Annotated in this window: 16 protein-coding genes; 8 read left to right on the top strand and 8 right to left on the bottom strand. The window is 69.4% G+C overall.

The window, feature by feature from the left end; genetic code table 11:
- Positions 1-2 precede the first annotated feature (2 nt).
- The 4 genes from E8A49_RS02020 to E8A49_RS02005 are packed head-to-tail and all read right to left on the bottom strand — an operon-like array spanning position 3 to position 9,855.
- A complete protein-coding gene (locus E8A49_RS02020; RefSeq protein WP_293376255.1) occupies positions 3-1,442 on the bottom strand; it encodes an efflux transporter outer membrane subunit in 1,440 nt (479 codons plus the stop codon).
- Between the two features lie 32 nt (positions 1,443-1,474).
- Positions 1,475-4,801 (bottom strand): efflux RND transporter permease subunit, encoded by a 3,327-nt coding sequence (locus E8A49_RS02015; RefSeq protein ID WP_293375824.1) that lies wholly within the window; start codon positions 4,799-4,801, stop codon positions 1,475-1,477.
- Positions 4,798-7,878, bottom strand: coding sequence for an efflux RND transporter permease subunit (locus tag E8A49_RS02010; RefSeq protein ID WP_293375822.1), 3,081 nt, complete (start codon positions 7,876-7,878; stop codon positions 4,798-4,800). The genes E8A49_RS02015 and E8A49_RS02010 overlap by 4 nt, the downstream gene beginning before the upstream one ends.
- A gap of 54 nt (positions 7,879-7,932) precedes the next feature.
- On the bottom strand, positions 7,933-9,855 hold the full coding sequence (locus E8A49_RS02005) for an efflux RND transporter periplasmic adaptor subunit (RefSeq protein WP_293375820.1): 1,923 nt from the start codon (positions 9,853-9,855) through the stop codon (positions 7,933-7,935).
- Between the two features lie 343 nt (positions 9,856-10,198).
- Here E8A49_RS02005 and E8A49_RS02000 point away from each other — a divergent pair, with 343 nt between their 5' ends.
- The 6 genes from E8A49_RS02000 (at position 10,199) to E8A49_RS01975 (ending at position 18,480) form a co-directional block, all read left to right on the top strand.
- Positions 10,199-12,085 carry a PQQ-binding-like beta-propeller repeat protein gene (locus tag E8A49_RS02000; protein ID WP_293375818.1) on the top strand — a complete coding sequence of 629 codons (1,887 nt, stop codon included), beginning with the start codon at positions 10,199-10,201 and terminating at the stop codon, positions 12,083-12,085.
- 90 nt (positions 12,086-12,175) lie between these two features.
- Positions 12,176-14,143: a CocE/NonD family hydrolase gene (locus E8A49_RS01995; protein WP_293375816.1), complete on the top strand. Its 1,968-nt coding sequence runs from the start codon at positions 12,176-12,178 to the stop codon at positions 14,141-14,143.
- A 157-nt stretch (positions 14,144-14,300) separates the two neighbouring features.
- Complete coding sequence (locus tag E8A49_RS01990) at positions 14,301-15,797, top strand: HWE histidine kinase domain-containing protein (RefSeq protein WP_293375814.1); 1,497 nt, start codon at positions 14,301-14,303, stop codon at positions 15,795-15,797.
- A 3-nt stretch (positions 15,798-15,800) separates the two neighbouring features.
- Entirely contained in the window at positions 15,801-16,160 is a 360-nt protein-coding gene (locus tag E8A49_RS01985; RefSeq protein WP_293375812.1) for a response regulator, read from the top strand.
- A gap of 98 nt (positions 16,161-16,258) precedes the next feature.
- A complete protein-coding gene (locus tag E8A49_RS01980) occupies positions 16,259-17,392 on the top strand; it encodes a helix-turn-helix transcriptional regulator (protein WP_293375810.1) in 1,134 nt (377 codons plus the stop codon).
- A 77-nt stretch (positions 17,393-17,469) separates the two neighbouring features.
- The gene (locus E8A49_RS01975; RefSeq protein ID WP_293375808.1) at positions 17,470-18,480 is read left to right on the top strand and encodes a PHB depolymerase family esterase; all 1,011 of its coding nucleotides are present in this window, start codon (positions 17,470-17,472) and stop codon (positions 18,478-18,480) included.
- Here the strand turns inward: E8A49_RS01975 and E8A49_RS01970 are convergent.
- The 4 genes from E8A49_RS01970 to E8A49_RS01955 all read right to left on the bottom strand — a co-directional run bounded on the left by E8A49_RS01970 (position 18,471) and on the right by E8A49_RS01955 (position 22,011).
- Positions 18,471-19,700, bottom strand: a complete 1,230-nt coding sequence (locus E8A49_RS01970; RefSeq protein ID WP_293375806.1) for a pyridoxal-dependent decarboxylase — start codon at positions 19,698-19,700, stop codon at positions 18,471-18,473. The genes E8A49_RS01975 and E8A49_RS01970 overlap by 10 nt on opposite strands.
- A gap of 39 nt (positions 19,701-19,739) precedes the next feature.
- Positions 19,740-21,002 (bottom strand): RNA polymerase sigma factor, encoded by a 1,263-nt coding sequence (locus E8A49_RS01965; protein WP_293375804.1) that lies wholly within the window; start codon positions 21,000-21,002, stop codon positions 19,740-19,742.
- Complete coding sequence (locus tag E8A49_RS01960; protein ID WP_293375802.1) at positions 20,999-21,385, bottom strand: YciI family protein; 387 nt, start codon at positions 21,383-21,385, stop codon at positions 20,999-21,001. Before E8A49_RS01960 ends, E8A49_RS01965 begins: the two co-directional genes overlap by 4 nt.
- Before the next feature lie 77 nt (positions 21,386-21,462).
- Complete coding sequence (locus E8A49_RS01955; RefSeq protein ID WP_293375800.1) at positions 21,463-22,011, bottom strand: TetR/AcrR family transcriptional regulator; 549 nt, start codon at positions 22,009-22,011, stop codon at positions 21,463-21,465.
- 237 nt (positions 22,012-22,248) lie between these two features.
- On the opposite strand from E8A49_RS01955, the gene E8A49_RS01950 reads away from it, so the two are divergent.
- Positions 22,249-24,312, top strand: a complete 2,064-nt coding sequence (locus E8A49_RS01950; protein WP_293375799.1) for a hypothetical protein — start codon at positions 22,249-22,251, stop codon at positions 24,310-24,312.
- A gap of 79 nt (positions 24,313-24,391) precedes the next feature.
- Positions 24,392-25,470, top strand: a 1,079-nt coding sequence (locus E8A49_RS01945; protein ID WP_293375798.1) for a hypothetical protein, incomplete at its 3' end; no start/stop codon positions are given.

Genomic DNA, 25,470 nt, shown 5'->3' with positions numbered 1-25,470 from the left:
ACCTACTTGCTGAGCTTCGGGTCGGTGGTGGTCTTCCAGCCGCCGCCCAGAGCCTGGATCAGCGCCACCGCCGTCGTCTGCCGCTGCGCCGCGTTCTGCACCACGGCGATGCGGGCGGTGTAGGCCGCGGTCTCGGCGGTGACGACGTCGGTGTAGTCGACGGTCCCGGACTGGTACTGGTTCAGGAAGATCTTCTCGGCGGCGTCGGCGGCCGCCGACGCCTCGTGCAGCAGGTCGGCCTGCTTGGCCAGCACCCGGGTCGCGGCCAGCTCGTCTTCGACGTTCTGCAGCGCCTCCAGCACTGTCTCGCGGTACTGGGCCACGGTCTGGTCGTGGGTGGCCTTGGCCTCGTTGACCAGGGCGCGGCGCGAACCTGCGTCGAACACCGTCTCGGCGAAGGAGGCGCCATAGCTCCACAGCGAGTTGGCGCTGTTGAACAGGCTGCCCAGCTCGGAGGCGGCGAAGCCGTAGGAGCCGGTCAGGCTGATGTCCGGATAGTAGGCCGCCACCTGAACGCCGATCTGGGCGTTGGCCGCCTGCACGCGCCGCTCCGCGCCGGCGATGTCCGGGCGCCGCTGCAGGATCGCCGAGGGCACCACGGCGGGCACCGGAGGCACAGTCTCGACCCACTTGTCGGGCTTGATCGTGAAGTCTCCCGGCGGCGCGCCGGTCAGGACGGCGATGGCGTGCTCGAAGGTGGCCCGCTGCTGTTCGACGCCGGCCAGGGCGGACTCGGCGTTCTTGAGCTGGGTCTGGGCCTGGTAGACGTCGCTGCGCACCGTGGTGCCCACGGTGTAGCGGTTCTGGGTGATGGTCAGCGAGCGCGCATAGGCGACCACGGTGGCGCGGTCGATATTCAGCTCTTCGTCGGCGGAACGCAGGCCGAAGTAGTCGGTGGCGAGTTCGCCCTGGGCCGACAGCTTGGCGGCCTCCAGGTCCGCGCCGGTCGCCTGGGCGGTGGACTTGGCGCTTTCGATCGAACGGCGGATTTTCCCCCAGACATCCGGCGTCCAGCTGGCGTCGCCGCTCACCCGGTACTGGGTGGTGGCTTTGTTGGAGCCGCCGGCGATGACCGTGCTGCCGCCGGCCCCGGTGATCACCGTGCCGGCGCCGCCGCCGCCGCCAGTCCCGGAGCGGGTGCCGCTGCCGTCGATGGCGACGGTCGGGAACAGCTGCGACTTCTGCTCGGCCACCGCCGCGCGCGCCTCGCGGTAGGCGGCCTCGGCGGCCACGACGTTCTGGTTGGAGATCTGGATCTTGGATTCCAGCTCGTTGAGCACGGGGTCGCCGAACACGCTCCACCAGTCGCCCCGATCGAGGGTGTCGGCGGGCGCAGCCGGCGACCAGCCGCCTTCGCCCTCCTTGAAGGTCTGCGACAGCGGGGCCGTGGGCCGCACATAGTTAGGCCCCACCGCACAGCCGGCAAGCGCGGCTGACGTCATGAGGACGAGGGAAAGACGGATACGGGTGTTGATCATACGGGCTGGACCTGGCCTTCGCCGCCAGTGCGGCTGAGGTGGCGTTCGTCGCGATGACGCCGCAACCGGTCAATGTAGACGAAGACCACCGGAGTGGTCAGGAGGGTGAGCAGTTGGCTGGCGATCAGGCCGCCGATGATGGCGACGCCCAGCGGCTGGCGCAGTTCGGAGCCTTCGCCGAAGCCGATGGCCAGGGGCAGGGCGCCGAGGCCGGCCGCCAGGGTGGTCATCAGGATCGGGCGGAAGCGCAGCAGGCAGGCCTCGCGTACCGCCTCGGTGGCGGAGAGCCCGCGGCTGCGCTGACCGTCCAGCGCGAAGTCGATGATCATGATGGCGTTCTTCTTCACCAGGCCGATCAGCAGGAAGATGCCGATGAGGGCGATGATCGAGAACTCCATCTTGCAGATCATCAGCATCAGCAGCGCGCCGAAGCCCGCCGACGGCAGGGTGGAAAGCACGGTCAGCGGGTGGATCAGGCTCTCGTAGAGGATGCCGAGCACGATGTAGATCGCGATCAGGGCGGCCAGGATCAGCACCGGCTCCTGCTTCAGCGTGTCGGTGAAGCCCTTGGCGGTGCCGGCGAAGGCGCCGCGCACGTTCACCGGCATGTGGATGTCGGCCTCGGCCTGGGCGATGGCGGCCTGGGCGTCGCTGAGCGAGACGCCGTCGGGCTGGTTGAACGAGACGGTGGTCGCCAGCTCCGTGTCCTGGTGGTTGATCGCCGCCGGCGTCGCGCGGTTGCGGAAATGGGCGATGGCCGACAACGGCACCATGGTGCGCACCGCGGTGTTCAGCGCGCTGCCGGTGCCGGGGTTGCGGACGCCCGGGTTGGCGGCCTGCGTCTGGGCCGCGCCGTTGGCCCCGCTGGAGCCGCCCGAGGCGGACGCAAAGCCGGTGGTGCTGGCGCTGGCCTGGGTGGCGGCGGCGTTGGCGGCGGCCACCTGGGCGGCGGTCAGTGTCGCGGTGGCGGCCGCGGGCTTGGCCACGACCACCGGCGAGCTGGCCGGCACATAGATGTAGTCCAGCGCCTCCGGGCTCAGGGTGTATTGCGGAGCGTTCTCCATCACCACGGTGTAGGTGTTGAGGTCCTCGTAGATGTTGGCCACCTGGCGCTCGCCGAAGCTGTCGTAGAGGGCGTTGTCCACGTCGGTCAGGTTGACGCCCAGACGCGAGGCCGTGTCGTGGTCGACGTCCACATAGGCCTCGACGCCGTTGTCCTGCTGGTCGGTGTTGACGTCGGTCATGACGTCGGTGCGCACCGCCATGGCGTCATTCAGCTTCTGCGCCCACTCCTTCAGGTCCTTCGCGTTGTCCGCCTTCAGCGTGTACTGGTAGGTGGCGTTGGACTGACGCCCGCCCGCCCGGAAGTCCTGCTGCGGGTTCAGGAAGACCGTCAGGCCGGTCACCTTGGCGAGCTGGGGCCGCAGGCGGGCGACCACCGCGGCGCCGCCGTCCTTGCGCTGGCCGCGGGGCTTCAGGTCCACTGACAGGAAGCCGCCGCCGGCGCGTCCGCTGTTGGTGAAGCCCACCACGGTCTGCACCGCCGGGTCCTTCATGAGGATCGCGACCACCTGCTTCATCTTGTTGCCCATCTGGTCGGACGAGATCGACTGGTCGGCGCGGAGGCCGCCGTTGAGCCGCCCGGAGTCCTGGACAGGGAAGAAGCCCTTGGGGATGGCCATGTAGAGGTAGACGTTCAGGCAGACGATCACCGCCAGGATCAGCATCATCAGCGGCTTGGCCGACAGGGCGAAGTCCAGGCTGTGCTCATAGCTCCTGTGCAGCCAGGCCACGCCATCGCGCAGGAAGCGGCCGACCCGGCCCTCCGGCTTCTCCTCGTCCTTGGACCGAAGCAGATAGGCGCACATCATCGGCGTGGTGGTCAGCGAGATCACCAGGGAGATCAGCACCGCGCCCGAGAGCGTCACGGCGAACTCCTTGAACAGCGCGCCAACCTGGCCGCCCATGAACAGCAGCGGGATGAACACCGCCACCAGCGAGATGCTCATGGACAAAACCGTGAAGCCCACCTGCTGCGCGCCGGCGAGGGCGGCTTCGAGACGGCCCATGCCGCCTTCGATCAGCCGGTTGGTGTTCTCCAGCACCACGATGGCGTCGTCGACCACGAAGCCCGAGGCCACGGTCAGCGCCATCAGGCTGATGTTGTTCAGCGAGAAGCCCAGCAGGTACATGATCCCGAAGGTGCCCAGGAGAGACACCACGGTGGCCACCGCCGGGATGAGGGTGGCCTTCCACCGCCGCAGGAAGATGCTGACCACCAGCACCACCAGGGCGATGGCGATGGCGAGCGTGATCTCGATTTCCCGCAACGAGGCGCGGATGCTGGTGGTGGAATCCGAGGCCACCTGGACCTTCACGTCGGCCGGCAGCTGGGCCTGCAGCAGGGGCAGGACCTTCCGCACGGAATCCACCACGGCGATGACATTGGCCGACGGCTGCTGGGTGATCAGGACGACGATCGCCGGCTTGCCGTTGTAGAGGCCGAGCGTGCGCAGGGTCTGCACGCTGTCGACCACGCTCGCGACGTCAGACAGCCGCACCGGATCGCCGTTGCGGTAGGCGATGATCAGGGGCGCGTAGTCGGACGCCTTGACCCCGCCGGTGGAGGTGTAGATCTCGAACCTCTGGCCGTCCTCATCCTGCAACATGCCCTTGGGCCGGTTGGCGTTGGCCGACTGGATGGCGGTGCGCACGTCCTCGAGGCTGATCCCGAACTTGTTCAGGGCGAAGGGCGAGAGTTCTACCCGCACCGCCGGCTGCGAGCTGCCGCCGATCTCCACCTGGCCGACGCCGGTCACCTGGCTCAGCCGCTGCGCCACGATGTTGTTCACCGTGTCGTAGATCTGGCCGGGGGTCCGGGTCTCGGAGGTCAGCGCCAGGATCATCACCGGCTGGCCGGCAGGGTTGACCTTGTTGTAGGTCGGGTTCTGCGGCAGCGGCACCTGCAGATCGCCGCGGGCGGCGTTGATGCCCGCCTGCACCGCGCGGGCGGCGGCGTCGATGTTCTTGGAGATGTCGAACTGCAGGACGATCTGCGTGCGGCCGACCGAGCTCTGCGAGGTGATCTCGTTGACGCCAGCGATGCTGCCGAGGCGCCGTTCCAGCGGCGTGGCGACGTCCGCGGCCATGGTGACCGGGCTGGCGCCGGGCAGGCTGGCCGAGACGCTGATCACCGGCAGGTCGACCATCGGCAGCGGCGCCACCGGCAGCACCAGGAATCCGGCCACGCCTGAGAGCGCCAGGCCGATGGTCAGCAGGATCGTGGCGATCGGCCGCTTGATGAACGGGGCCGAGAGGTTCATTCGGCCGGCTCTGGCAGCGGCGGCTCACCCTCGGCGGCGCCGGTCTTGGTCTTCTTCGGCGCCAGTCGGTCGAAGGCCAGGTAGACCACCGGCGTGGTGAAGATGGTCAGCAGCTGGCTGACGATCAGGCCACCGAAGATGGCGACGCCCAGCGGCCGGCGCAGCTCCGCGCCTTCGCCCAGGCCCAGCATCAGCGGCACCGCGGCGAACAGGGCCGCCATGGTGGTCATCAGGATCGGGCGGAAGCGGAGCAGGGCGGCCTGGTGGATGGCGTCGCGCGGGCTCATCCCCTGCTCGCGTTCGGCGTCGAGGGCGAAGTCGATCATCATGATCGCGTTCTTCTTCACGATGCCGATCAGCAGGATGATGCCGATGATGCCGATCACGCCCAGGTCGCTGCCGGTGAACATCAGCGCCAGGAGGGCGCCGACGCCGGCCGAGGGCAGGGTCGACAGGATGGTCAGCGGGTGGATGTAGCTCTCATAGAGCACACCCAGAACGATGTAGACGCAGACCACCGCGGCCAGGATCAGCCACAGCTCGTTGTTCAACGAGTTCTCGTAAGCGCCCGCCGCGCCCAGGAAGGTCATGGTGATGCCGGCCGGCTTGCCGATCTTGTCGGCCACCTTGCGGATGTCGGCGACGGCGCTGCCCAGCGAGCTCCCGCCGGCGGTATCGAAGCCGACGTTGGCGGCCGGGAACTGGGCCACGTGGCGCACTTGCAGAGGCGCGGTGGTCTGCTTGATGCTGGCGACGGCCGAGAGCGGCGTCGAGCCGCCGGTGGATTGCAGCTGGACCCCCGCCAGGCCCTGGGGCGTGGAGTCGCTCTGCTGAGCTTCCAGGATCACCCGGTACTGGTTGGTCTCGGTGTAGATGTTCGAGACGATCCGCTGGCCGAAGGCCGAGTAGAGGGAATCGTCCACGGCGGCCGGCGTGATGCCCAACCGCGCGGCGGTGTCGCGGTCCACGTCGACGTAGGCGGACAGACCCTTGTCGGCGGCGTCGGTGGTGACGTGCGCCAGCTCCTTTTCCGAAGCCAGCGCCTGGGTGAGCTTCACCGACCAGTCGTCGACCTCCTGGGTGTTCGCGCCCTCGATGGAGACGCGGTACTGGGTCGGGCCGGACTCGGCGTCGACGGTCAGGTCCTGCGTCGGCTGCATGTAGAGCTGCACGCCGGGCACCTTGGCGGCGGCGTCGCGCAGGCGCTGCATGACCTTGGCTTGCGAGCCGTGGCTTTCCTTCAGGTTGATCAGCAGTTCGCCCGAGTTCAGCGTCGCGTTGGTGGCGCCGTCGACGCCCACGAAGGACGAGACGTTCTCCACCGCCGGATCCTGCATCACCAGGCTCACCACCTGGCCCTGCAACTGCACCATCTTTTGGTAGGACACGGTTTCCGACGCCTGGATGCGCGCCTGCAGCTGGCCGGTGTCCTGCACGGGGAACAGCCCCTTGGGGATGACGATGTAGAGCACGACCGTCAGCAGGAAGGTGGCGACCGCGACGATCAGGGTCGCGGCCTGATGGTCCAGGACCCACTTGAGGCCCCCGTCGTAGCGGTCGATCACCCGGTCGAACCAGGCCTGGGTCTTCTCGCCGAAGCTGCCGGGCTTGGCGTGGTGCTCGTCGCCCTTCATCCAGCGGGCCGCCATCATCGGCGTGAGGGTCAGCGAGACCACCGCTGAGATCAGGATGGTGATGGCGAGCGTGATGGCGAACTCGCGGAACAGGCGGCCCACCACGTCGCCCATGAACAAGAGCGGGATCAGCACGGCCAGCAACGAGACCGTCAGGCTGATGATCGTGAAGCCGATCTGCTTGGCGCCGTTCAGCGCCGCCTCGAACGGCGGCTCGCCGTCCTCCACGTGGCGGGAGATGTTCTCCAGCATCACGATGGCGTCGTCGACGACGAAGCCGGTGGCGATGGTCAGCGCCATGAGGCTCAGGTTGTTGAGGCTGAAGCCCAGCAGGTAGGTCACCCCGCAGGTGCCGATCAGCGAGATGGGCACCGCCAGGCCGGCGATGATCGTGGCGCGGATCGAGTGCAGGAAGAAGAAGATCACCAGCACCACCAGCACGATGGCCAGCAGCAGCTCCATCTCCACATCGCTGACGGAGGCGCGAATGCCGGTGGTGCGGTCGGACAGCACCGTGACATTGATCCCCGGCGGCAGGGCGGCGGTGAGCTCAGGCAGCTGGCTCTTGATGGCGTCGACGGTCTTGATGACGTTGGCGCCAGGCTGGCGCTGGACGTTGACGATGATCGCCGGGGTCTTGCCGGACCAGGCGCCGAGCTGGTTGTTCTCGGGCCCCTGGATGACGTTCGCCACGTCGGACATGCGCACCGAGGCGCCGTTGCGGGTGGCGATGATCAGGTTCTTGTAGTCGTCGACGTCGGCCAGCTGGTCGTCGGCGTTGATGGTGTAGCTGCGGGTCGGGCCCTCGAAGCTGCCCTTCGGCGCGTTGGCGTTGGCCGCACTGATGGCGCTGCGCACCGTGGTGAGCGTCAGGCCGTAGGCGGCCAGGGCGTCGGTGTTGATCTGGACGCGTACGGCCGGCCGCTGGCCGCCGGAGAGCGTCACCAGGCCCACGCCCGAGACCTGGCTGATCTTCTGCGCCAGCCGTGTGTAGACGACGTTCTGCACGTCGGTGAGCGGCATGGTGTTCGAGGTGGCCGCGAGCGTCAGCACTGGGGCGTCGGCCGGGTTCACCTTGGCGTAGATCGGCGGAGCCGGCAGGTCGGCGGGGAGCAGCGCGGTCGCGCCGTTGATCGCCGCCTGGACCTCTTGCTCGGCCACGTCGAGGGTCTGCTTCAGGTCGAACTGCAGGGTGATCACCGAGGCGCCGGCGGAGGAGACCGAGGTCATCCGCTCCAGGCCCGACATCTGGCCGAAGTTCTTTTCCAGCGGGCCCGTGACCGTCTGGGCCATCACCTCCGGGCTGCCGCCCGGATAGAGGGTGGTGACCTGGATGGTGGGATAGTCGACCTCCGGCAGAGCCGACAGCGGCAGGAGCTTGAAGCCCACAAGCCCCGCCAGCACGATCGCCACCATCAGGAGGGCGGTCGCGACAGGTCGCATGATAAAGGGGCGTGACGGGTTCATCCGTTCAAAACCGGCTCTGGGACTCTACGCTTACTGACCGCCGCCGCCGCCCATGCCGGCCCGCATCTTGGCGCGGGCGGCCTGGCAGCCGCTGCTGAGTTTGCTCTCGTTCTGGTGGATGCAGGCGCGCAGGTCCTGGCCCTCCATGTTCGGGCAGAGCTTCTGGTTGTCGGCCTGGCAGGCCTGACGCACCGCCGCGAAGGCCGTGCGCATCTCGGGCGAGGGCGTGAAGCCGCCGCCACCCGCGCCGCCGCCAGCCTGAGCGCCGGACGCCTGAGCGCCGCCGCCCACAGGAGCGCCGCCCTGACCGCCGCCGCCTTGGCCGCCGCCTGGGCGGCTGGGCATCTTGGCCATCGCCGCCTGGCAGGCCGCCGTGGCCTTGGTCTGGTTCTGGCGCAGGCACATGAAGGCTTCGCGGCCTTCCTGTCCGGGGCACAGCTTCTTCATGTCGGGGTCGCAGGCCTGGTGCATGGCCGCACGCGCCGCCTGCATCTCCGGCGACGGCGTGAAGCCGCCACCGCCGCTCTGGTCGCCGCCCGCGGCGCCGTAGCCGCTGGCCTGGCCGCCACCGCCACCGCCACCGCCGCCGCCACCGCCACCGCCACCGCTTCCGCCGCCGGCGGCGCGCGCCGCGGCCGCTTCGGCCATGGCCGACTTACAGCCGGCGCTGGCCTTGGCCTGGTTCTGGCGCAGGCACATGAAGGCGTCGCGCCCTTGCTTGCCGTCGCACAGCTTCTTCATGTCGGCCGCGCAGGCGATCAGCGGGCTTCGGTCGGTGGGGAGCGTGACCTTGCCGCCTTCGGTGAGGCGGTCGCCGCCCTCGGTGATCACCTTCTCACCGGGGGTGAGGCCCTGAGTGATGCTGGTCACCAGCGGGGTGCCCGGGCCGCGGGTCACGTTGCGCTTGGTCACCGTCTTGTCGGGACGCAGGATCCAGACGAAGTCGCCCTGCGGGCCTGTGCGCACCGACGTCACCGGCACCGTCGTCACATTGTGCAGGGTCTGCAGCGCGATACGGACGTTGACGAACTGGCTTGGGAACAGGGCGCCGTGGGCGTTGGGGAAACGCGCCTTGGCCTTCACTGTGCCGGTGGTCGGGTCGATCTGGTTGTCGAGGGTCGAGAACACGCCCTGATCCAGCACCGTGGTCTTGGTGCGGTCGTAGGCGGTGACCGCCAGCTTGCTCGCCGCCGCCTGCGCCGCGACGAACGGCACGCTGTCCTGGGCGATGGTGAACTCAACGTCGATGGGGGTGATCTCAGTCACCACCGCGAAACCGGTCGTGCCGCCGGCGGTGACATAGTTGCCAAGGTCGACGGTGCGCAGGCCGATGCGGCCGGCCACCGGCGAGATCACGCGCGTGAAACCGAGGTTCAGCCGCGCCGTGCCTGTGGCCGCCTTGTCGGTCTCCACCGTGCCTTGCAGCTGCTTCACCAGGGCCGCCTGGGTGTCCACGTCCTGACGGGCGATGGAGTCTTGCTTCAGGAGGGTCTGGTCGCGGTCGAGCAGGATCTTGGCGTTGTCGAGCTGGGCCTGGTCACGCAGTTCGTTGCCCTGCGCCTGCAGCAGCGCCATCTGGAACGGCCTGGGATCGACCACCGCGACCGCCTGGCCCTTCTTCACCAGTTGGCCTTCCTTGAACAGGATCTGGGTGATCACGCCGCTGACCTGCGGGGTGATGGTCACGGTCGCCGCCGGCGTCACCGTGCCCAGGCCGTCGAGGGTGATCGGCACGTCCGAGATGCTGGCCGTGGCCACGCCCACAGTGGTGGAGGGCCGGCGATTGCGCCCGCCGGGGCCGCCGAAGCCGCCCGCGCCGCCGGGCCCACCCGGGCCGCCGGCCTTGCTGCTGTGCGACAACGAGACGGCGAACCAGACCAGCCCGCCCAGGGCCACCAGCACCAGCAGGATGATCAGGGCCCGCCGCAGCGGTTGGCCTTCAGTCTTCGCCAAGAACCCTTTGGCGCGGGCGCCGTCTACCATCATTCCTCCGAGGTCACCTGCGGACCGGGCGCGCTTCGGCGCAAGCTTCACTATACCAACGATCGCGCAGCGAACGCCGTTCCCCCGCTCATAGCGGACGGGGGACGTTTGCCAAGCTAACTCGCGCCTTACTAAGGCCTCCCGATGACAAGCGTCTTTCCGCCCTGCGTCGGAACCTTCCGGCGCTGCAATTGGGTGACGGGACCGCAATGCGCCCGAACGGCGAAATGTCGCTGAAATCCGATGCGACGTATGCTGCGGAACGGGAACGTCGCGCAAGTCGGCGCCGGGGAAACGGAAACGAGGGGCGAGCATGAGATCGATCTGGGGGGCGGCCGTCTTAGCCGTAGCGACGGCCGTTGCGGGCGCGGGTCTGGCGATCGCCCAGGAGGCGCCGCCGCCGGCGGCCGCGCCGGCCAACGCCCTCGCCGCGCGCCAGACCGCGGCCCTGGCCAAGATGCAGACGCACGGCTCCGACATCTTCGACCAACGCTGCAAGCAGTGCCACATGCCGGCCGTGGAACGGGCCCCGTCGCGGTCCGATCTGGCCGCCCAGTTTCCGGACGTGATCGTTTCAGCCCTGAAGACCGGCAAGATGCAGCCAATGGCCGCAGGCCTGTCGGATGACGACATCGCCTCGGTGGCGGCCTTCCTCACCGGCCAGTCGCCGGACGCCAAGTTCGACGTCGCCGCCGAGGCCAGGAACGCCTGCCCGGCCGGTGCGAAGTTCAACCCCGCCGGCCCGGCCTGGAACGGCTGGAGCCCGGACAAGCAGAACACCCGCGTCGCGGCCTCGACCACCATCACCGTGGCCAACGCGCCCAAGCTGGCGGTGAAGTGGGCCTTCGCCTACCAGGGCGGGCGCTACGGCCAGCCGACGGTGGTGGGCAACCGCGTGTTCGTCACCAGCTCGTCCGGCCAGGCCTATGCGCTGGACAAGCAGACCGGCTGCGTGGCCTGGGCCTATCACGCCCGCGGCCCGGTGCGGGTGACGGTCTCAGTCGGCAAGAACACCGCCGCGCCCTCCGGCTGGGCGGCCTATTTCGGCGACATGAACCGCAACCAGGTCGCCGTGGACGCCAACAGCGGCAAGGAGCTGTGGAGTGTCAGCATCGATGCGGGCCCGCGCGGCATCCTGACCGGCGCCCCGACGCTCTGGAACGGCGTGCTCTATGTGCCGCTGTCCTCCTTCGAGGAATTCGTGGCGGGCCTCGCGGCCTATGAGTGCTGCAAGCAGCGCGGGGCGGTGGCGGCCATCGATGTCGCCACCGGCAAGATGCTCTGGAAGACCTACGCGATCCCGGCCGCGCCCGCGCCGTTCAAGAAGAACGCGGCGGGCGCCCAGATGTACGGCCCGGCGGGCGCGGCGATCTGGTCCTCGCCCACCGTCGACCCCAAGCGCGGCGTGCTCTACGTGGCCACCGGCGACAGCTACACCAACGTCGAGGAAACCTATTCCGACGCCGTGGAGGCGATGGACCTCAAGACGGGCAAGATCAAATGGGCCCACCAGATGACCCAGGAAGACCACTTCCTGGTCGGCTGCCCGCCGGGGCATGAAGGGGTCAACTGCCCGACGCCGAACGGCCCCGACTTCGACTTCGGCTCCTCGCCGATCCTGAAGCACCTCAAAGGCGGCAAGGACATGCTGTTCGCCGGGCAGAAGTCCGGCCAGGTCTACGCCCTCAACCCCGACGACGGCGCGATGATCTGGCAGACGCGCATCGGCAAGGGCAGCGCGCTGGGCGGGGTCGAGTGGGGCATGTCGGCCGACAACGACAACCTCTACGTCGGCATCGCCGACCGCAGCCTGCCGTCGCTGTCGGCGCTCAGGCTCACCGACGGCGCCCTGGTCTGGCGGCGGCGCGCGCCCGATCCGAAGTGCAGCTTCCCGGGCCGCTGCGGCAATGGCTATTCCGGGCCCTCCAGCATCGCCAACGGCGTGGTCTACGCCGTCAACCAGGACGGCCACGTCCGCGCCTTCCTGGCCAAGACGGGGGAGCCGGTCTGGGACTACGACACGGCAGGCCGCCACTACGACACGGTCAACGGGGTGAAGAACCAGCGCGGCGGCAACCTCGACGCCACCGGCATGACCTTCGCCGGGCCGATGGCCTTCGTGATGGCCGGATTCAACGGCGTCTCCGCGGCCACCGGGCCGGACAATGTGCTGCTGGCCTTCTCCGTGGAGGGCAAATAGGCCGCTCAGGCGACGCAGGTTCGGAACGTCCCTAGGCGGCCCCGGCGGCGCGTGCCACGCTTTCGGCGAAGCTGGAGATGATCCGAGTCCATGCCTGTGACAGACCTCACCCGCCGCGGCCTGAACCGCCTGCTGGCCGCCGCCGGCCTGGCCGCCGCTGCGCCCGCCGCCGCCACGGCGGCCGAAGGTCCTTATGAGGTGCTGCTGGAGAGCAACGTCCGCGTCTCCATGCGCGACGGGGTGAAGCTCGCCACCGACGTCTACCGCCCGGCGCGCGGCGGCAAGCCGGCGCCCGGCCGCTTCCCGGCGGTGATGGAGCGCACGCCTTACGGCCGCAACGTCACCAGCTTCCGCGACATCACCCAGGCCAATCCCAAGACGCCGAAGACCCGCGCCGAGGTGGCCGCCATCTACGTGCGCCAGGGCTATGTGGTGGTCTTCCAGGACTGCCGCGGCCGCTACGATTCCGAGGGGGAGTTCGTCAAATACCTGAACGAGGGGAACGACGGCTTCGACACCTGCCGTTGGCTGGTTGGACAGCCCTGGAGCGACGGGCGGATCGGCACCATGGGCCTCTCCTACGCCGCTCACACCCAGGGCGCGCTCGCTTGCCTGAATCCGCCGGGGCTGAAGGCCATGGTGCTGGACTGCGGCGGCTTCGCCAACGCCTACCAGGACGGCATCCGCCAGGGCGGCGCCTTCGAGCTGAAGCAGGTGACCTGGGCCTATAACCTCGGCCTCGAAAGCCCCGAGGCGCAGAAGGACCCCAGGCTGATGGCGGCGCTGAAGGGCGTCGACCTGAAGGCCTGGTTCGCCTCCATGCCCTGGAAGCCCGGCCATACGCCGCTCTCGCTGATCCCCGACTACGAGGCCTATGTCCTGGACCAGTGGCGGCACGGGAATTTCGACGCCTACTGGAAGCAGGTCGGCATCTACGCCGAGGGCTCCTACGCCCAATACGCCGACGCGGCGATGATCCACATTTCCGGCTGGTACGACGCCTATTCGCGCTCGACGACCGACAACTATGTGGCGCTGTCGAAGCTGAAGTCGCAGCCGGTGCGGCTGATCATGGGGCCGTGGACGCACGGCGCGCGCTCGACCACCTATTCCGGCGACATCGAGTTCGGGCCGGGGGCGACGCTCGATAGCCTGGGCCACGCCGACTACGACGCCCAGCGCCTGGCTTGGTTCGACCGCCACCTGAAGGGCTCCAGCAAGACCGATCCCGACCCGCCGGTGCGCCTCTTCGTCATGGGCGGCGGCCAGGACGGCAAGGGTCTCGGCGCCAAGACGCCGGAGGGCCGGCTGATGCACGGCGGCCGCTGGCGCACGGAGAGCGCCTGGCCGATCCCCGACGCCCGGCTCACCGCCTATCATCTGCATGCGGACGGCCTCCTGGCGATCGACGCGCCGAAGGCCGACGCCGCGGCGATCCTCTATGACTTCGACCCGGCCCATCCGGTCCCCAGCATCGGCGGCACCATCACCTCGGGCGAGCCGCTGATGCGCGGCGGCGGCTACGACCAGCGCGAGGGCCCAAGCGTCTACGGCTCGCGCCAGCCCTACCTGCCGCTCGAGGCCCGGCCCGACGTGCTGGTGTTCCAAACCCCGCCGCTGGCGGCCGACGTGGAGGTCACCGGCGCCGTCGAGGCCGAGCTGTGGATCGCCTCCGACGGCCCCGACACCGACTTCACCATCAAGCTGATCGACGTCTATCCGCCCAGCGCCGACTATCCCGACGGCTACGCGCTGAACCTCACCGACGGCATCCTGCGCTGCCGCTACCGCGACAGCTGGGAGCATCCCGCCATGATGACGCCGGGGCAGCCCTATCGGATCAAGGTCGCGGCCTTCCCGACCGCCAACCTGTTCAAGGCCGGACACCGCATCCGGCTCGACGTCTCGTCCAGCAACTTCCCGCACTTCGACGTCAACCCGAACACCGGCGCGCCGGAAGGGACCGGCCTGACGCGGCGGGTGGCGCGGAACACGGTCTTCGTCGACGCCGGCCGGCCCAGCCGGGTGATGCTGCCGGTCATTCCGCGGCGGACCTAGGCCCCGCCGCGCCTTGTCATTTCCCGAGTGAGGCGACTATCAAGCCCTTGGGGCGTTTCGGAAGCGGGATCAGGCGGGGGGCTTGATCGCACAAGATTAGACCGGTCTCGGCGCGCGGGGCGACGCGTCGTTGTGACCGCACGCATGGAGCCTCCATTTGCGGGAACAGGTTGACGCGTCAGGGAGCAGGGGCAGTGACGCCGCCTTCCCCGCAGGGGGCGGCGAGCTCGGCGAGCTGATCCGCCGGTTCGACTGGAGCCAGACGAGCCTCGGCCCCATTTCCGGCTGGCCGCCGGCGCTGCGCACCGCGACCAACATCGTCCTGCAGTCGCCGCTGCCCCTGGTCATGCTGTGGGGCCCGGACGGCGTGATGATCTACAATGACGCCTATTCGGTGTTCGCCGGCCAACGCCACCCGCGCCTGCTCGGCTCGAAGGTGCTGGAAGGGTGGGCCGAGGTGGCGGACTTCAACGCCCGCGTCCTGGAGGTCGGCCTGGCCGGCGGGACGCTGTCGTTCAAGGACCAGAACCTCACCCTCTACCGCAACGACGTCGCCGAGCAGGTCTGGATGGACCTGAACTATGGCCCGGTGCTGGGCGACGACCAGACGCCCGCCGGCGTGCTCGCCATCGTCGTGGAGACGACAGGGCAGGTGCGGGCGGAGCGGGAGCGCGAAGAAGCCGAGGCGCGGGTCCGCGCCAGCGAAGAGCGGTTCCGCGCCCTGGTGAACGCCACCTCCGACGTGGTCTACCGGATGAGCCCCAACTGGCGCGAGATGCGCCAGCTCGATGGCCGCGGTTTCCTCGCCGACACCGAAAGCCCATCGATCGCCTGGATCGACGAATACCTGTTGCCGGAGGACCAGCCGCACATCCTGGCGGCCATCGACGAGGCGATCCGGGAGCGGCGGCCCTTCCATCTGGAACACCGGGTGCGCAGCAGCGACGGCTCGGTCGGCTGGACCTCCTCGCGCGCCGTGCCGCTGTTCGCCGACGACGGGGCCATCCTCGAATGGTTCGGCGCGGCCAGCGATGTCACGGCGCGCAAGCAGGCCGAGGAACACCTGCGCCTGGTGGTCAACGAGCTGAACCACCGGGTGAAGAACACGCTGGCGATGATGCAGGCGCTGGGCGCGCAGACCTTCCGCAACGCCGACGACCTCGAGCAGGCGCAGGACAAGTTCACCGGCCGGATCACCGCCCTGGCGCGCGCCAGCGACCTGCTCACTGGCGAACGCGGCGTCGGTGCTGCGCTGCGCGACGTGATCGAGCGGGCGATGGAGGGCTACTTCGCCCGCGACGCAGGCCGCTACGATATCGAAGGCCCGCGCGTCGAATTGAGTTCGAAGACCGCGCTGTCGCTGGCGATCGCGCTGCACGAACTGGCCACCAATGCGCTCAAATACGGCGCCTGGTCCGTGGCGGCCGGGCGCGTCGTCATCGCCTGGAGCCGGGCGGAGGGCGAGCGGCTGCATCTGGAATGGCGGGAGACCGGCGGCCCGCCGGTGGCCGCGCCGACAGCCCGGGGCTTCGGCTCCCGGCTGATCGAGCGCGGGCTGGCCGCCGAGCTGAGCGGCGAGGTGCGTCTGGTCTTCGATCCGGCCGGTCTGATCTGCCGCGTCGACGCGCCGCTTCACCCCGACGAAAAGGCCTGAGGCGTGGCGGACCGCAAGCGGATCCTGGTCGTCGAGGACGAGATGACCATCGCCTTGCTGATCGAGGACATGCTCACCGACCTGGGCCATGAGGTGGTGGGCCTGGCCATGCGGCTGCCGCAGGCATTGGAGCTGGCCTCCGAGGCAAGCATCGACCTGGCCATCCTCGACGTGAACCTCGACGGCCGCATGTCCTTTCCCGTCGCCGACCTCCTGAGCGCCCGCGGCGTGCCCTTCGTGTTCGCGACGGGCTACGGCTCGGCCGGGATCGACGAGCACTACCGCGGCCGGGCGCCAGTGGTGCGCAAGCCGTTCCGCCTTCAGGACCTGCAGGCGGCGATCGATCGGACGCTGCGACCATAAGGGCGAAAGGTCTCTGCGCCGTCGCTGTCGTTTTGGGGCGCCGTCAGGGCCGTTTTTCCGCTAAGAGATCAAGGGTCTCTGGGGGAGATCGCCCGTTGGTGAGCGAGGCTGAGTTCGGCGCGTATCTGGACCTGCTCTACGGCACGGCGGTCGAGCCTGCCGATTGGGAGCCCACCATCGCGCGTTTCGCCGACCTGATCGGCGGCGCCAAGGCGTGGATGCCGTCCCTCAACCTCTATAGCGGCGGGGGCCAGGGCGTCATCGCGCGGCTCGAGCAGACCGCACAGGATTCCTACTTCCAGTACTATTACGCGACCAATCCGTTCGTGCCGATCGGCGGGGCGACCTTGACCGAGCCGTGGCCGTTGAACATCGCCACCGACGAGGACCTGATGTCCAAGGCGCAGTTCACCGCCCTGGAGTACTACAACGACTTCCTGCTGCCCCAGGACATCCACTCGTTTGTCACCATTCGCCTGGCGCGGCGCGGCGGCGTGCAGTCGACGCTCAACATCACCCGTCCGCCGCACAAGGAGCAGTTCGGCGACTCCGACCTGGAGATCGCCCGACGCCTGCATCCGCACCTGATCCGCGCCTTCAACATCACCCGCAAACTGAGCGCGGTGCGGCGCGAGAACGACGAACTGGCGACCGTCTTCGAGCGGTCGACCCATGGCCTATTCCTGCTCGACACCGACGGGCGCGTGCGGCGGGCCAACGACGTCGGCGAGCGGCTTGCGGGCGAGCCGGAGGGCCTGCGCGTGGCCGACCAGCGGCTGACGGCGCGCAACCTGACGGAGGCGCGCCGCCTGCACGCCCTGATCGCCACCGCCGGCGCCAACGACCCCGGGCGGCGTTGCGGTGGGTCCATGGCGCTGGCGACGCCCGGCCGCCGGTCGCCGCTGTCGATCACCGTGGCGCCGATCCGCGGCGAGCATCTCGCGGTCGGCGACACGGGGCCGTCGATCCTGGTCTGCGTCACCGACCTGGAGGCCGGCGTCCGCCTGCCGGAACAGAAGCTGCGCGACCTCTTCGGCCTCACCGCAGCCGAGACGCGCCTGGCGCTGGCCATGTTCGAGGGCCTGACGCAACGCGAGGCGGCGGAGCGGTTCAGCCTCAGCCTGAACACCGTGCACGTCCAGCTCGCCCGCGTGTTCGAGAAGACCGGCGTCAAACGCCAGGCCGAGCTGATGCGGCTGATGATGCGCGCCGCCGGCCTCGAGGTGGGGTAGCTGGCAACCGGCGCCGGTTCCGGACTGTGCGGCCGGCATCGAAACGTCGCGCGGCCGGACGGAGCCAGAATGGGCGGATGTCCTGCCTCCGCGGTCTCGCCCTTGCGCTCGGCGCCCTCGCGGCCGTGGCCGGTCCCGCCGCGGCCCAGCCCGCATCCGAGGACACGCTCTTCGACCGCACGACGCCGCTGTCCGGCAATCTGGAGCTGGCGCGGCGGTTCCTGAGCCCGCTCACCGCGGCTGAACTGCCAGGGCGGCTGACGGCGGCGGGCAAGACGATCGCCGACCAGCCGGTGGACTTGGCCGCCGAGCGGTTCCGGGTGCAGGTCCCGGGCGCGCCGCCGCCGCCGGCCGGCTATGGCGTGCTCGTCTTCATTCCCCCGTGGGAAGACAACCACGCGCCTGACGGCTGGGGTCCGATCCTCGCCGACCGTGGCCTGATCTTCGTGAGCGCCGCGCGCTCCGGGAACGCCGACAGCCCGCTTGGCCGGCGCGAGCCGCTGGCGGTGCTGGCCGCCTTCAACGTCATCCAGCGTTACAAGGTTGACCCGCGGCGGGTCTACGTGGCCGGGTTCTCCGGCGGCGCGCGGGTGGCGCTGCGCGTGGCGCTTGCCTACCCGGACCTTTTCCGGGGCGCGCTGCTGGACGCCGGCGCCGACCCGATTGGCGGCGCCGAGACGCCGCTGCCGCCCCGCGACCTCTTCGACCGGTTCCGGGCAGGTTCACGGCTGGTGTTCGTCACCGGCGCGCGTGACGAGCTTCACCTGCAGCAGGAGGCGGCGAGCCGTGTCTCGCTCGGCCGCCGGTGCGTCGCCGGCGTCGTCTCGCACCCGGTGGGCGGGCTCAGCCATGAGCCCGCGCCGCCGTCTGACCTGGCCGAGGCGCTGACGGCCCTTGAAGCGCCGCCTGGCCCGCCGTCGCCCAAGGCGCAGGCCTGCTGGACGAAGCTGACCGGCGAAGTCGACGCCGCCCTCGACGCCGCGCGGACCCGCGGCGATCTGGAGCGGATCAACCATCGCTATGGCGGCCTGGCCGCGCCGCGCATCCTGGACCTGTCCGCCCGGCTGGCGGCGCCGGCTCAGGAGTAGCGCGCCTCCGCCTTCGCCGCCACGCCGCCCACGGCCTCGGCCGCCCAGGCGAGATCGGCGAGGTATTGGTCGGCGACCTGCGCATGCACCGGCGAGAGCATCAGGTGCAGGCTCTTGGGCTCGGTGGTGACGCCGGAGAACCAGCCGCGCTCGCGCAGCTTGCCCCAGACGGCCACGCAATCGATGTCGTCGCGGCTGAAGGCCAGGAGGCCGAGCTGCGGCCGGCCCAGGACGCGGAAGCCCAGGGCCTCGGCGCCCGCCGCGATCTTTTCCCGGGCCTCGGTCACCAGGGCGTGCTTGGCGCGGTAGCCCTCGACGCCCAGGAAGTTCATCACTGCCCAGGCCGCCGAGATCGCCCCGCCCGGCCGGGTGCCGGCCAGCGTCGGCGTCACCATCCGCCCGCCGGGCCAGTCCTTGAAGTCGAAGATCATGAACTTCATCAGGGCTTCGGAGCGGAAGAACACCGTCGAGGCGCCCTTGGCGCAGTAGCCGTACTTGTGCAGGTCCGCCGACATCGACCGCACGCCGGGCAGCGCGAAGTCGAAGGTCGGGACGTCGCCGCCGTTCATCCGCACAAAGGGGGCGATATAGCCGCCAACGCAGGCGTCGACGTGCAGCCAGAGGTCGCGGGCGACCGCCAGTTCCGACAGGGCCTCGATCGGGTCGATCAGCCCGTAGGGGAAGTTGGGCGCCGAGCCCACGATCATCACGGTCGCGGCGTCGGCCGCGGCGGCCATGGCTTCAGGGTCGGCCAGGTAGTCCCGCAGGCCCACGCGCCGGACCTCGATCTCCATCACCGCGCAGGCCTTGTCGAAGGCCGGATGGGCGGAGCGCGGCAGGACGATGTTGAGCGGGCCTTCGACGCCCTTTTCCTTCCGCGCGAAGTCGCGGGCGGCCTTCAGCGCCATGGTGATGGAGTCCGTGCCGCCCGAGGTGATGACGCCGGCCGCGCCCTCCGGGCCGTGCAGCAGCGACAGGCCAAAGCCCACCACCTCGGCCTCCATCCGCTTCAGGCTGGGAAAGGCCGCGGGGCCAAGGCCGTTCTCCGACTGGAAGAGGGCGTAGGCCTCCTTCTGCACCTGCTCGACCTCGGGGCCGGCGTTGAAGACGTAGACGGCGGTCTTGCCCTCGCGCCAGCGCACGTCGCCCGTGGCGTAGTCCGCCATGCGGGCCTTGAGCGTGGCCCAGTCGGTCCCGCGCGGCGGCAAGGGGTCAGGCATGGGAGGCGCTCCGGTCGTCGGCGGTCTTGAGCCGCGATCCTAGCTCGCCTTGGCGGCGGCGTCCGCCGTCAGCCGGTCGATCTGGCCGCGGATATGGGCGGCCTCGGCGGCGGTGTTGGCCAGAGCGATGGCCCGGTCGAAGGCCTCCCGCGCCTCGGCGGAAAGGCCGAGCTGCAGCAGGAAGGCCCCGCGCGCGCCGTGGAAGTAGAAATAGCCGGCCAGCGGCTCGGCCAAGGTCTCGATCAGCTCCAGGGCCGCGGCGGGTCCGCGCGCCTTGCTGGCGGCCACGGCGCGGTTGAGCGTCACCACCGGCGAGGGCGTCATGACTTCGAGCGTCGCGTAGAGCGCCTCGATCTGCACCCAGTCGGTGTCCTCGAAGGATTGGGCGCGGTCGTGCAGGGCGGCGATGGCGGCCTGCACCTGGTAGGGGCCGGGCCGGCGATGGCGCAGGGCCTTGTCGATCAGCGCCAGGCCCTCGGAGATCAGCTTGCGGTCCCAGAGGCCGCGGTCCTGGTCCTCCAGCAGGATGGCCGCGCCCTCGGGATCAAAGCGGGCGGCGGCGCGGGCCTGTTGCAGCATGACGAGCGCGGTCAGGCCCATGATCTCCGGCTCGGTCTGGAAGAGGCGCAGCAGCAGGCGCGCCAGGCGGATCGCTTCGCCCGCCAGGCCGGCGCGGGCGTCGGGCGCCTCGGCGCCGGCGGTGTAGCCCTCGTTGAACACCAGGTAGACCATGGCCGCCACCGCCGCGAGCCGCTCGGCGCGCTCCGCCGGGCCCGGCGCCTCGAAGGTCACCTCGGCCCTGGCGATGCGGGCCTTCGCGCGGGTGATCCGCTGTTCCATGGCCGCCTCGGAGACCAGGAAGGCGCGGGCGATCTGCCGGACCGACAGGCCCGAGACGATGCGCAGGGCGAGCGCGATCTGCTGGGTGGCCGGCAGCTCCGGATGGCAGCAGATGAACATCAGCCGCAGGATGTCGTCGCGGTAGTGCGCCCCGTCGAGCCGCTCGGCCATGGGCGTCTCGACATCGTCCACATCGGAGATGACGTCCTCCGGCGGCAGCTCCGTCTGACGCGCGGTCTTGCGCACGTGGTCGAGGGCGGCGTTGCGCCCGACCATGATCAGCCAGGCGGCGGGATCGCGCGGCGGCCCCTTCTGCGGCCAGGTCCTGAGCGCGCGCAGGCAGGCTTCCTGGAAGGCTTCCTCGGCGGTGTCGAGATCGCGGAAATAGCGCAGGAGCGCGCCCACCGCCTGGGGCCGCGCCGAGGTCAGCGCCGCGTCGATCCAGGCGAGGTCCTCGCTCATCCCGCCACGGTCCCTTGCGGCAGGGTTCCCGGCTGGAAGAAGTGGACGGGGCGGATCTCATAGGCGCCGCCGGGGTTGGCCACCGCCAGTTCACGCGCCACGCCCAGGGCCCCCTCCAGGTCTTCGCAGTCGATGACGTAGAAGCCGAGGAGCTGCTCCTTGGTCTCGGCGAAGGGGCCGTCGATCACCAGCGGCGGCTCGCTGGTCTTGCGCAGGGTGGTGGCCGCGGTGGTGGGCACCAGGCGCAAGGACGGGCCGAGCTTGTTCTGCGCCGCCAGCTTTTCGTGCACCAGGTTCAGCTTGGCCATGACCGCATCGTCGTGCGCCTTGCTCCAGGAGAAGACGACCTCTTCGGAGTTGTAGCAGAGCAGGGCGTAGAGCATGGCCGGGTTCCTTGGGGCGTGCTTAGGACGCCCGACCCTACCCGGCCCCGACAGGGCGGCGCAAAATTTGTCGGGCCTCAGAGCCCTTCCGGCGGGGTGCGGCGCAACTCGCTGATCGGGGTCAGCACCGTGCGCTCGATGATCTCGGCCATGGCGTCCACATCGACGGTGTCGAGGTTGCGCAGCCACCAGGCGAGCTGGTTGAGCACCGCCGAGACGATGTGGAACAGGACGAAGTCGTCCATCGGCCCTTCAGGCTTGCGCCGGCGGGTCTCGCTCATGGTGATCAGGGTCTGGCGCAGCATTTGCTCGCGCACGGTGACGCCGGCGCCGCCGGCGATCAGCGCCTGGTAGATAGCCAGGTGGTCGAGGACGAACTGGCACATGGTGCGGGCCGCCGCCCGGCGATTGTGCTGCAGCAGCATCGGGCGGACCTGCTCCAGGAACTGGCGAATCAGCCGGTCCGCGACCTCGGACAACAGGGCGTCCTTGTCGGCGTAGTGGCGGAAGAAGGTGGCGTAGCCGACCCCGGCGCGCGCGGCGATGGCGCGTGCGGTGATGGCGTCCAACGGGCTTTCGGCGGCCAGCTCGGTCATGGCCTGCCGTAAAGCGTCGCGGGTGCGCACAACACGGGCATCCGAAACGTCCGAAACGGTTGCCATCGGCTGGGGTTTTCCGTTATGATCCACTGTGTATCGTAAGTGCGCTCTGCGCCCTTGTGGACTGCGTGATCGGTTCCGCGAGGTCAAGGGGCGAGGGCGGCCCGGACATTGCTTGGTAATGTGGCGGGCGTAAGGAAAAACGGCGGGCAGTAGCGCGGACATCCCGGGATCCGCGCGCTGGTGCAGGGACGGAGACAGGCGATGAAGCTTTCAGGCAAGACGATGCTGGCGCTGGGCGCCACGGCGGCCGCGACCGGCGCGCTGGCGTTCGCGGCCTCGCCGCACGGCGTCAGCCAGGCCAAGGCCGAGGCGACCAAGGTCGCGGGTCCGGCGCGGGTGGATGACTTCATCCTGGCCGACCAGGACCTGCTTGGCCGCCAGCTTTACCACATGGCCGACGACAAGGCCGTCGTGCTGGTGACCTACGCCTCCGCCGACAAGCAGATCCACGCCGACGCCAAGGCGTTGATGGCGCTGAAGGCCGCCTACGCCGGCCAGAAGGTCGACATGCTGGCGGTCGACAGCCGCATTGGCGACAAGCGCGATCCGGTGATCGCTGACGCCAAGGCGGCTGGCCTCGAGATGCCGATCCTGTTCGACTACGAGCAGCTGGTGGGCGAAGAACTGGGCATCACCCGCGCCGACGAAGTGATCGTCATCGACCCGCGCGGCTGGACCGTGGCCTACCGCGGCCCGGTGGACGGGGCCAAGGCCGCCGTCGACGCCCTGGTCGCCGGCCAGAAGGTCGCGCTGACCACCCGCGAAGCCAAGGGCGAGCTGATCGCCTTCCCGGAACGGGCCAAGGCCGCGACCTTCGCCCAGATCTCCTACGCCCACACCGTCGCCCCGATCATCCAGGCCAAGTGCGCCACCTGCCACCAGCCGGGCGGGATCGGGCCGATGCCGCTGAACACCTATGAGCAGATCAAGGGCTTCTCGCCGATGATCCGCGAGGTGATCCGCACCCACCGTATGCCGCCCTACCTGGCCGACGAGACCGTGGGCGCCTTCAAGGACGACGACCGCCTGACCCCCGACCAGATGAAGACCCTGGTCCACTGGATCGACGCCGGCGCGCCGCGCGGCGAGGGCGAGGACCCGCTGAAGAAGATCAACTTCCAGGCCCCCGAATGGCCGCTCGGCAAGCCCGACGTGGTGCTGAAGGTGCCGGCGGTGCAGATCCCGGCCACCGGCGTCATGGACTACCAGCACCCGGTGGTGGCGAACGCCATGGCCGAGGGCCGCTGGATGAAGGCCACCACCTTCCGCGTCTCCGACCGCCAGGTGGTGCACCACATCCTGACCGGCGTGGTCGCCACCGACCACCAGGGCGAGACCTTCTCGGAAAGCTCGTGGGGCGCTTCGCTGGGCGGCTACGGCCCGGGACGCGGCTCCAACATCCAGCCGGTCGACACCGGCGTGTGGGTGCCGCCCTCCGGCGGGGTGGGCTTCCAGAACCACTACACGCCCTACGGCAAGGCCACGACCGAGAACACCGAGATGGGCATCTACTTCTACCCGAAGGGGCAGGAGCCGAAGTACATCCTGCGCACCTTCGGCATCTTCGACTTCTCGATCGAGATCCCGGCGCACGAGGAATTCCACCACGAGACCAGCTACATCGAGTTCCCGAAGGACGCGATCCTCTACGGGATCACCCCGCACGCCCACGTGCGCGGCGGCTCGACCCAGGTCTCCATCCTCTATCCGGACGGCAAGGAACAGAAGCTGCTGGCCCTGCCGCGCTACGACTTCAACTGGCAGTACGAGTACTTCCTGAAGGACCCGCTGAAGGTGCCGGCGGGCTCGAAGATCATCGCCAAGTGGACCTACGACAACTCGGCCCGCAACCCCGGCAACCCGGACCCGAACAAGACGGTCTACTGGGGCGAGCAGACCAGCGAAGAGATGATGGCCACCTATCTGCACTACCGCTGGACAGACGAGACCGTGGCCCACCAGACGCCGGAGTATGAAAAGATGCTCCAGGCCAACCTGATGATGGGCGTGCTGGACGACAACATGGACGGCAAGATCGAGAAGGCCGAGCTGAAGGGCGGGCCGCAAAGCCCGGCCAAGATGCTGCTGAAGTACTTCGACATGATCGACACCAACCATGATGGTGCGATCGACGCCAAGGAACTGGCTGCGGCCCAAACCATGATGGCCAAGATGCGTCCGGCCCGCGCGAAGTCGGCTGACAGCGCCCCGGCGCAGTCGCCGGCTCCGATGCCGGCGTCGACACCGGCGGCCGGCGGGCGCTAAGGCGCTCGCCGCGCCGCGGCGCGGAAACCACCAAAAAGCTCCGAGTAAGGGAGCGGCCCGGAGGGGGCGGGAGGAAGAGATGGCCAAGATGATGCGGACGCTTGTCCTGTCCGCCGGCGCGGGCCTGCTTGCCTCCGGCCCAGGTGCGATGGCTCAGACCGCGGGGGCCCAAGCCCCTGCGGCGAAGGCCGCCGCCGCGGCGCCCGCCATCGACCCGACCGTTTCGCCGCCAGGCTGGAGGACGCCGAAGAACGCCATGGGGCAGCCGGACATTTCCGGCTACTGGTCCAACGCCACCATGACGCCGCTGGTGCGCAATCCGAAGGTGTCGGACTCGCTGATCGTTCCGAAGGCCAAGGCCGCGGCCATGGAGAAGGTGTTCGCCGAGGCCATCGCCGCCGCTGACGCGCCCACCGATCAGGTAAAGGGGCCCGGCGCGGTCACCGACAAGAACTCCCCGGAATCGAAGCTTATCGCCATCCGTCCCGACCTGGCCTCCGGCGGCGGCGACGTGGGCGGCTACAACACCTTCTGGATCGATCCCGGCAACCACATGATGGCGGTGAACGGCGAATACCGCTCCTCGATCATCACCACGCCCAATGGCCTGCCGCCGGCGCGCAAGGGGCCCGCGCCCGCCCGCGGCGCCTACCGCGACGTCTACGACAGCTATGAATACCGCTCGCTGGGTGAGCGCTGCATCATGGGCTTCGGCCAGAACGCCGGCCCGCCGATGCTCCCCAACGGCTATTACAACAACAACTACTACATCCAGCAGTCCCCGGACGCCGTGGTGATCCAGGTCGAGCTGATCCATGACGTGCGGATCATCCGGCTGAAGGGCGGCCACCGCACCGACGGCGTCCGCCAGTGGATGGGCGACTCGATCGGCCACTTCGAGGGGAACACCCTGGTCGTGGAGACCACCAACATCCCGCAGGGCCAGGCCTTCATGGGATCCTGGAAGAACCTGAAGGTGACCGAGTGGTTCACCCGCGTCTCGCCGACCCGGGTCAACTACCGCTTCCAGGTCGAAGACCCGGACACCTGGGACGCGCCCTGGGGCGGCGAGTACGACTTCGCGCCGCTGCAGGGCATCGTCTACGAATACGCCTGCCACGAGGGCAACTACGCCCTGCCGGCCATCCTGGCCGGCGC

It is taken from the genome of Phenylobacterium sp. (assembly GCF_004799515.1).
In the GTDB taxonomy this organism is placed as follows: Bacteria; Pseudomonadota; Alphaproteobacteria; order Caulobacterales; family Caulobacteraceae; genus Phenylobacterium.
Note: the sequence above shows the minus strand (reverse complement) of the source record. Positions and strands in the feature narration are given on the sequence as shown.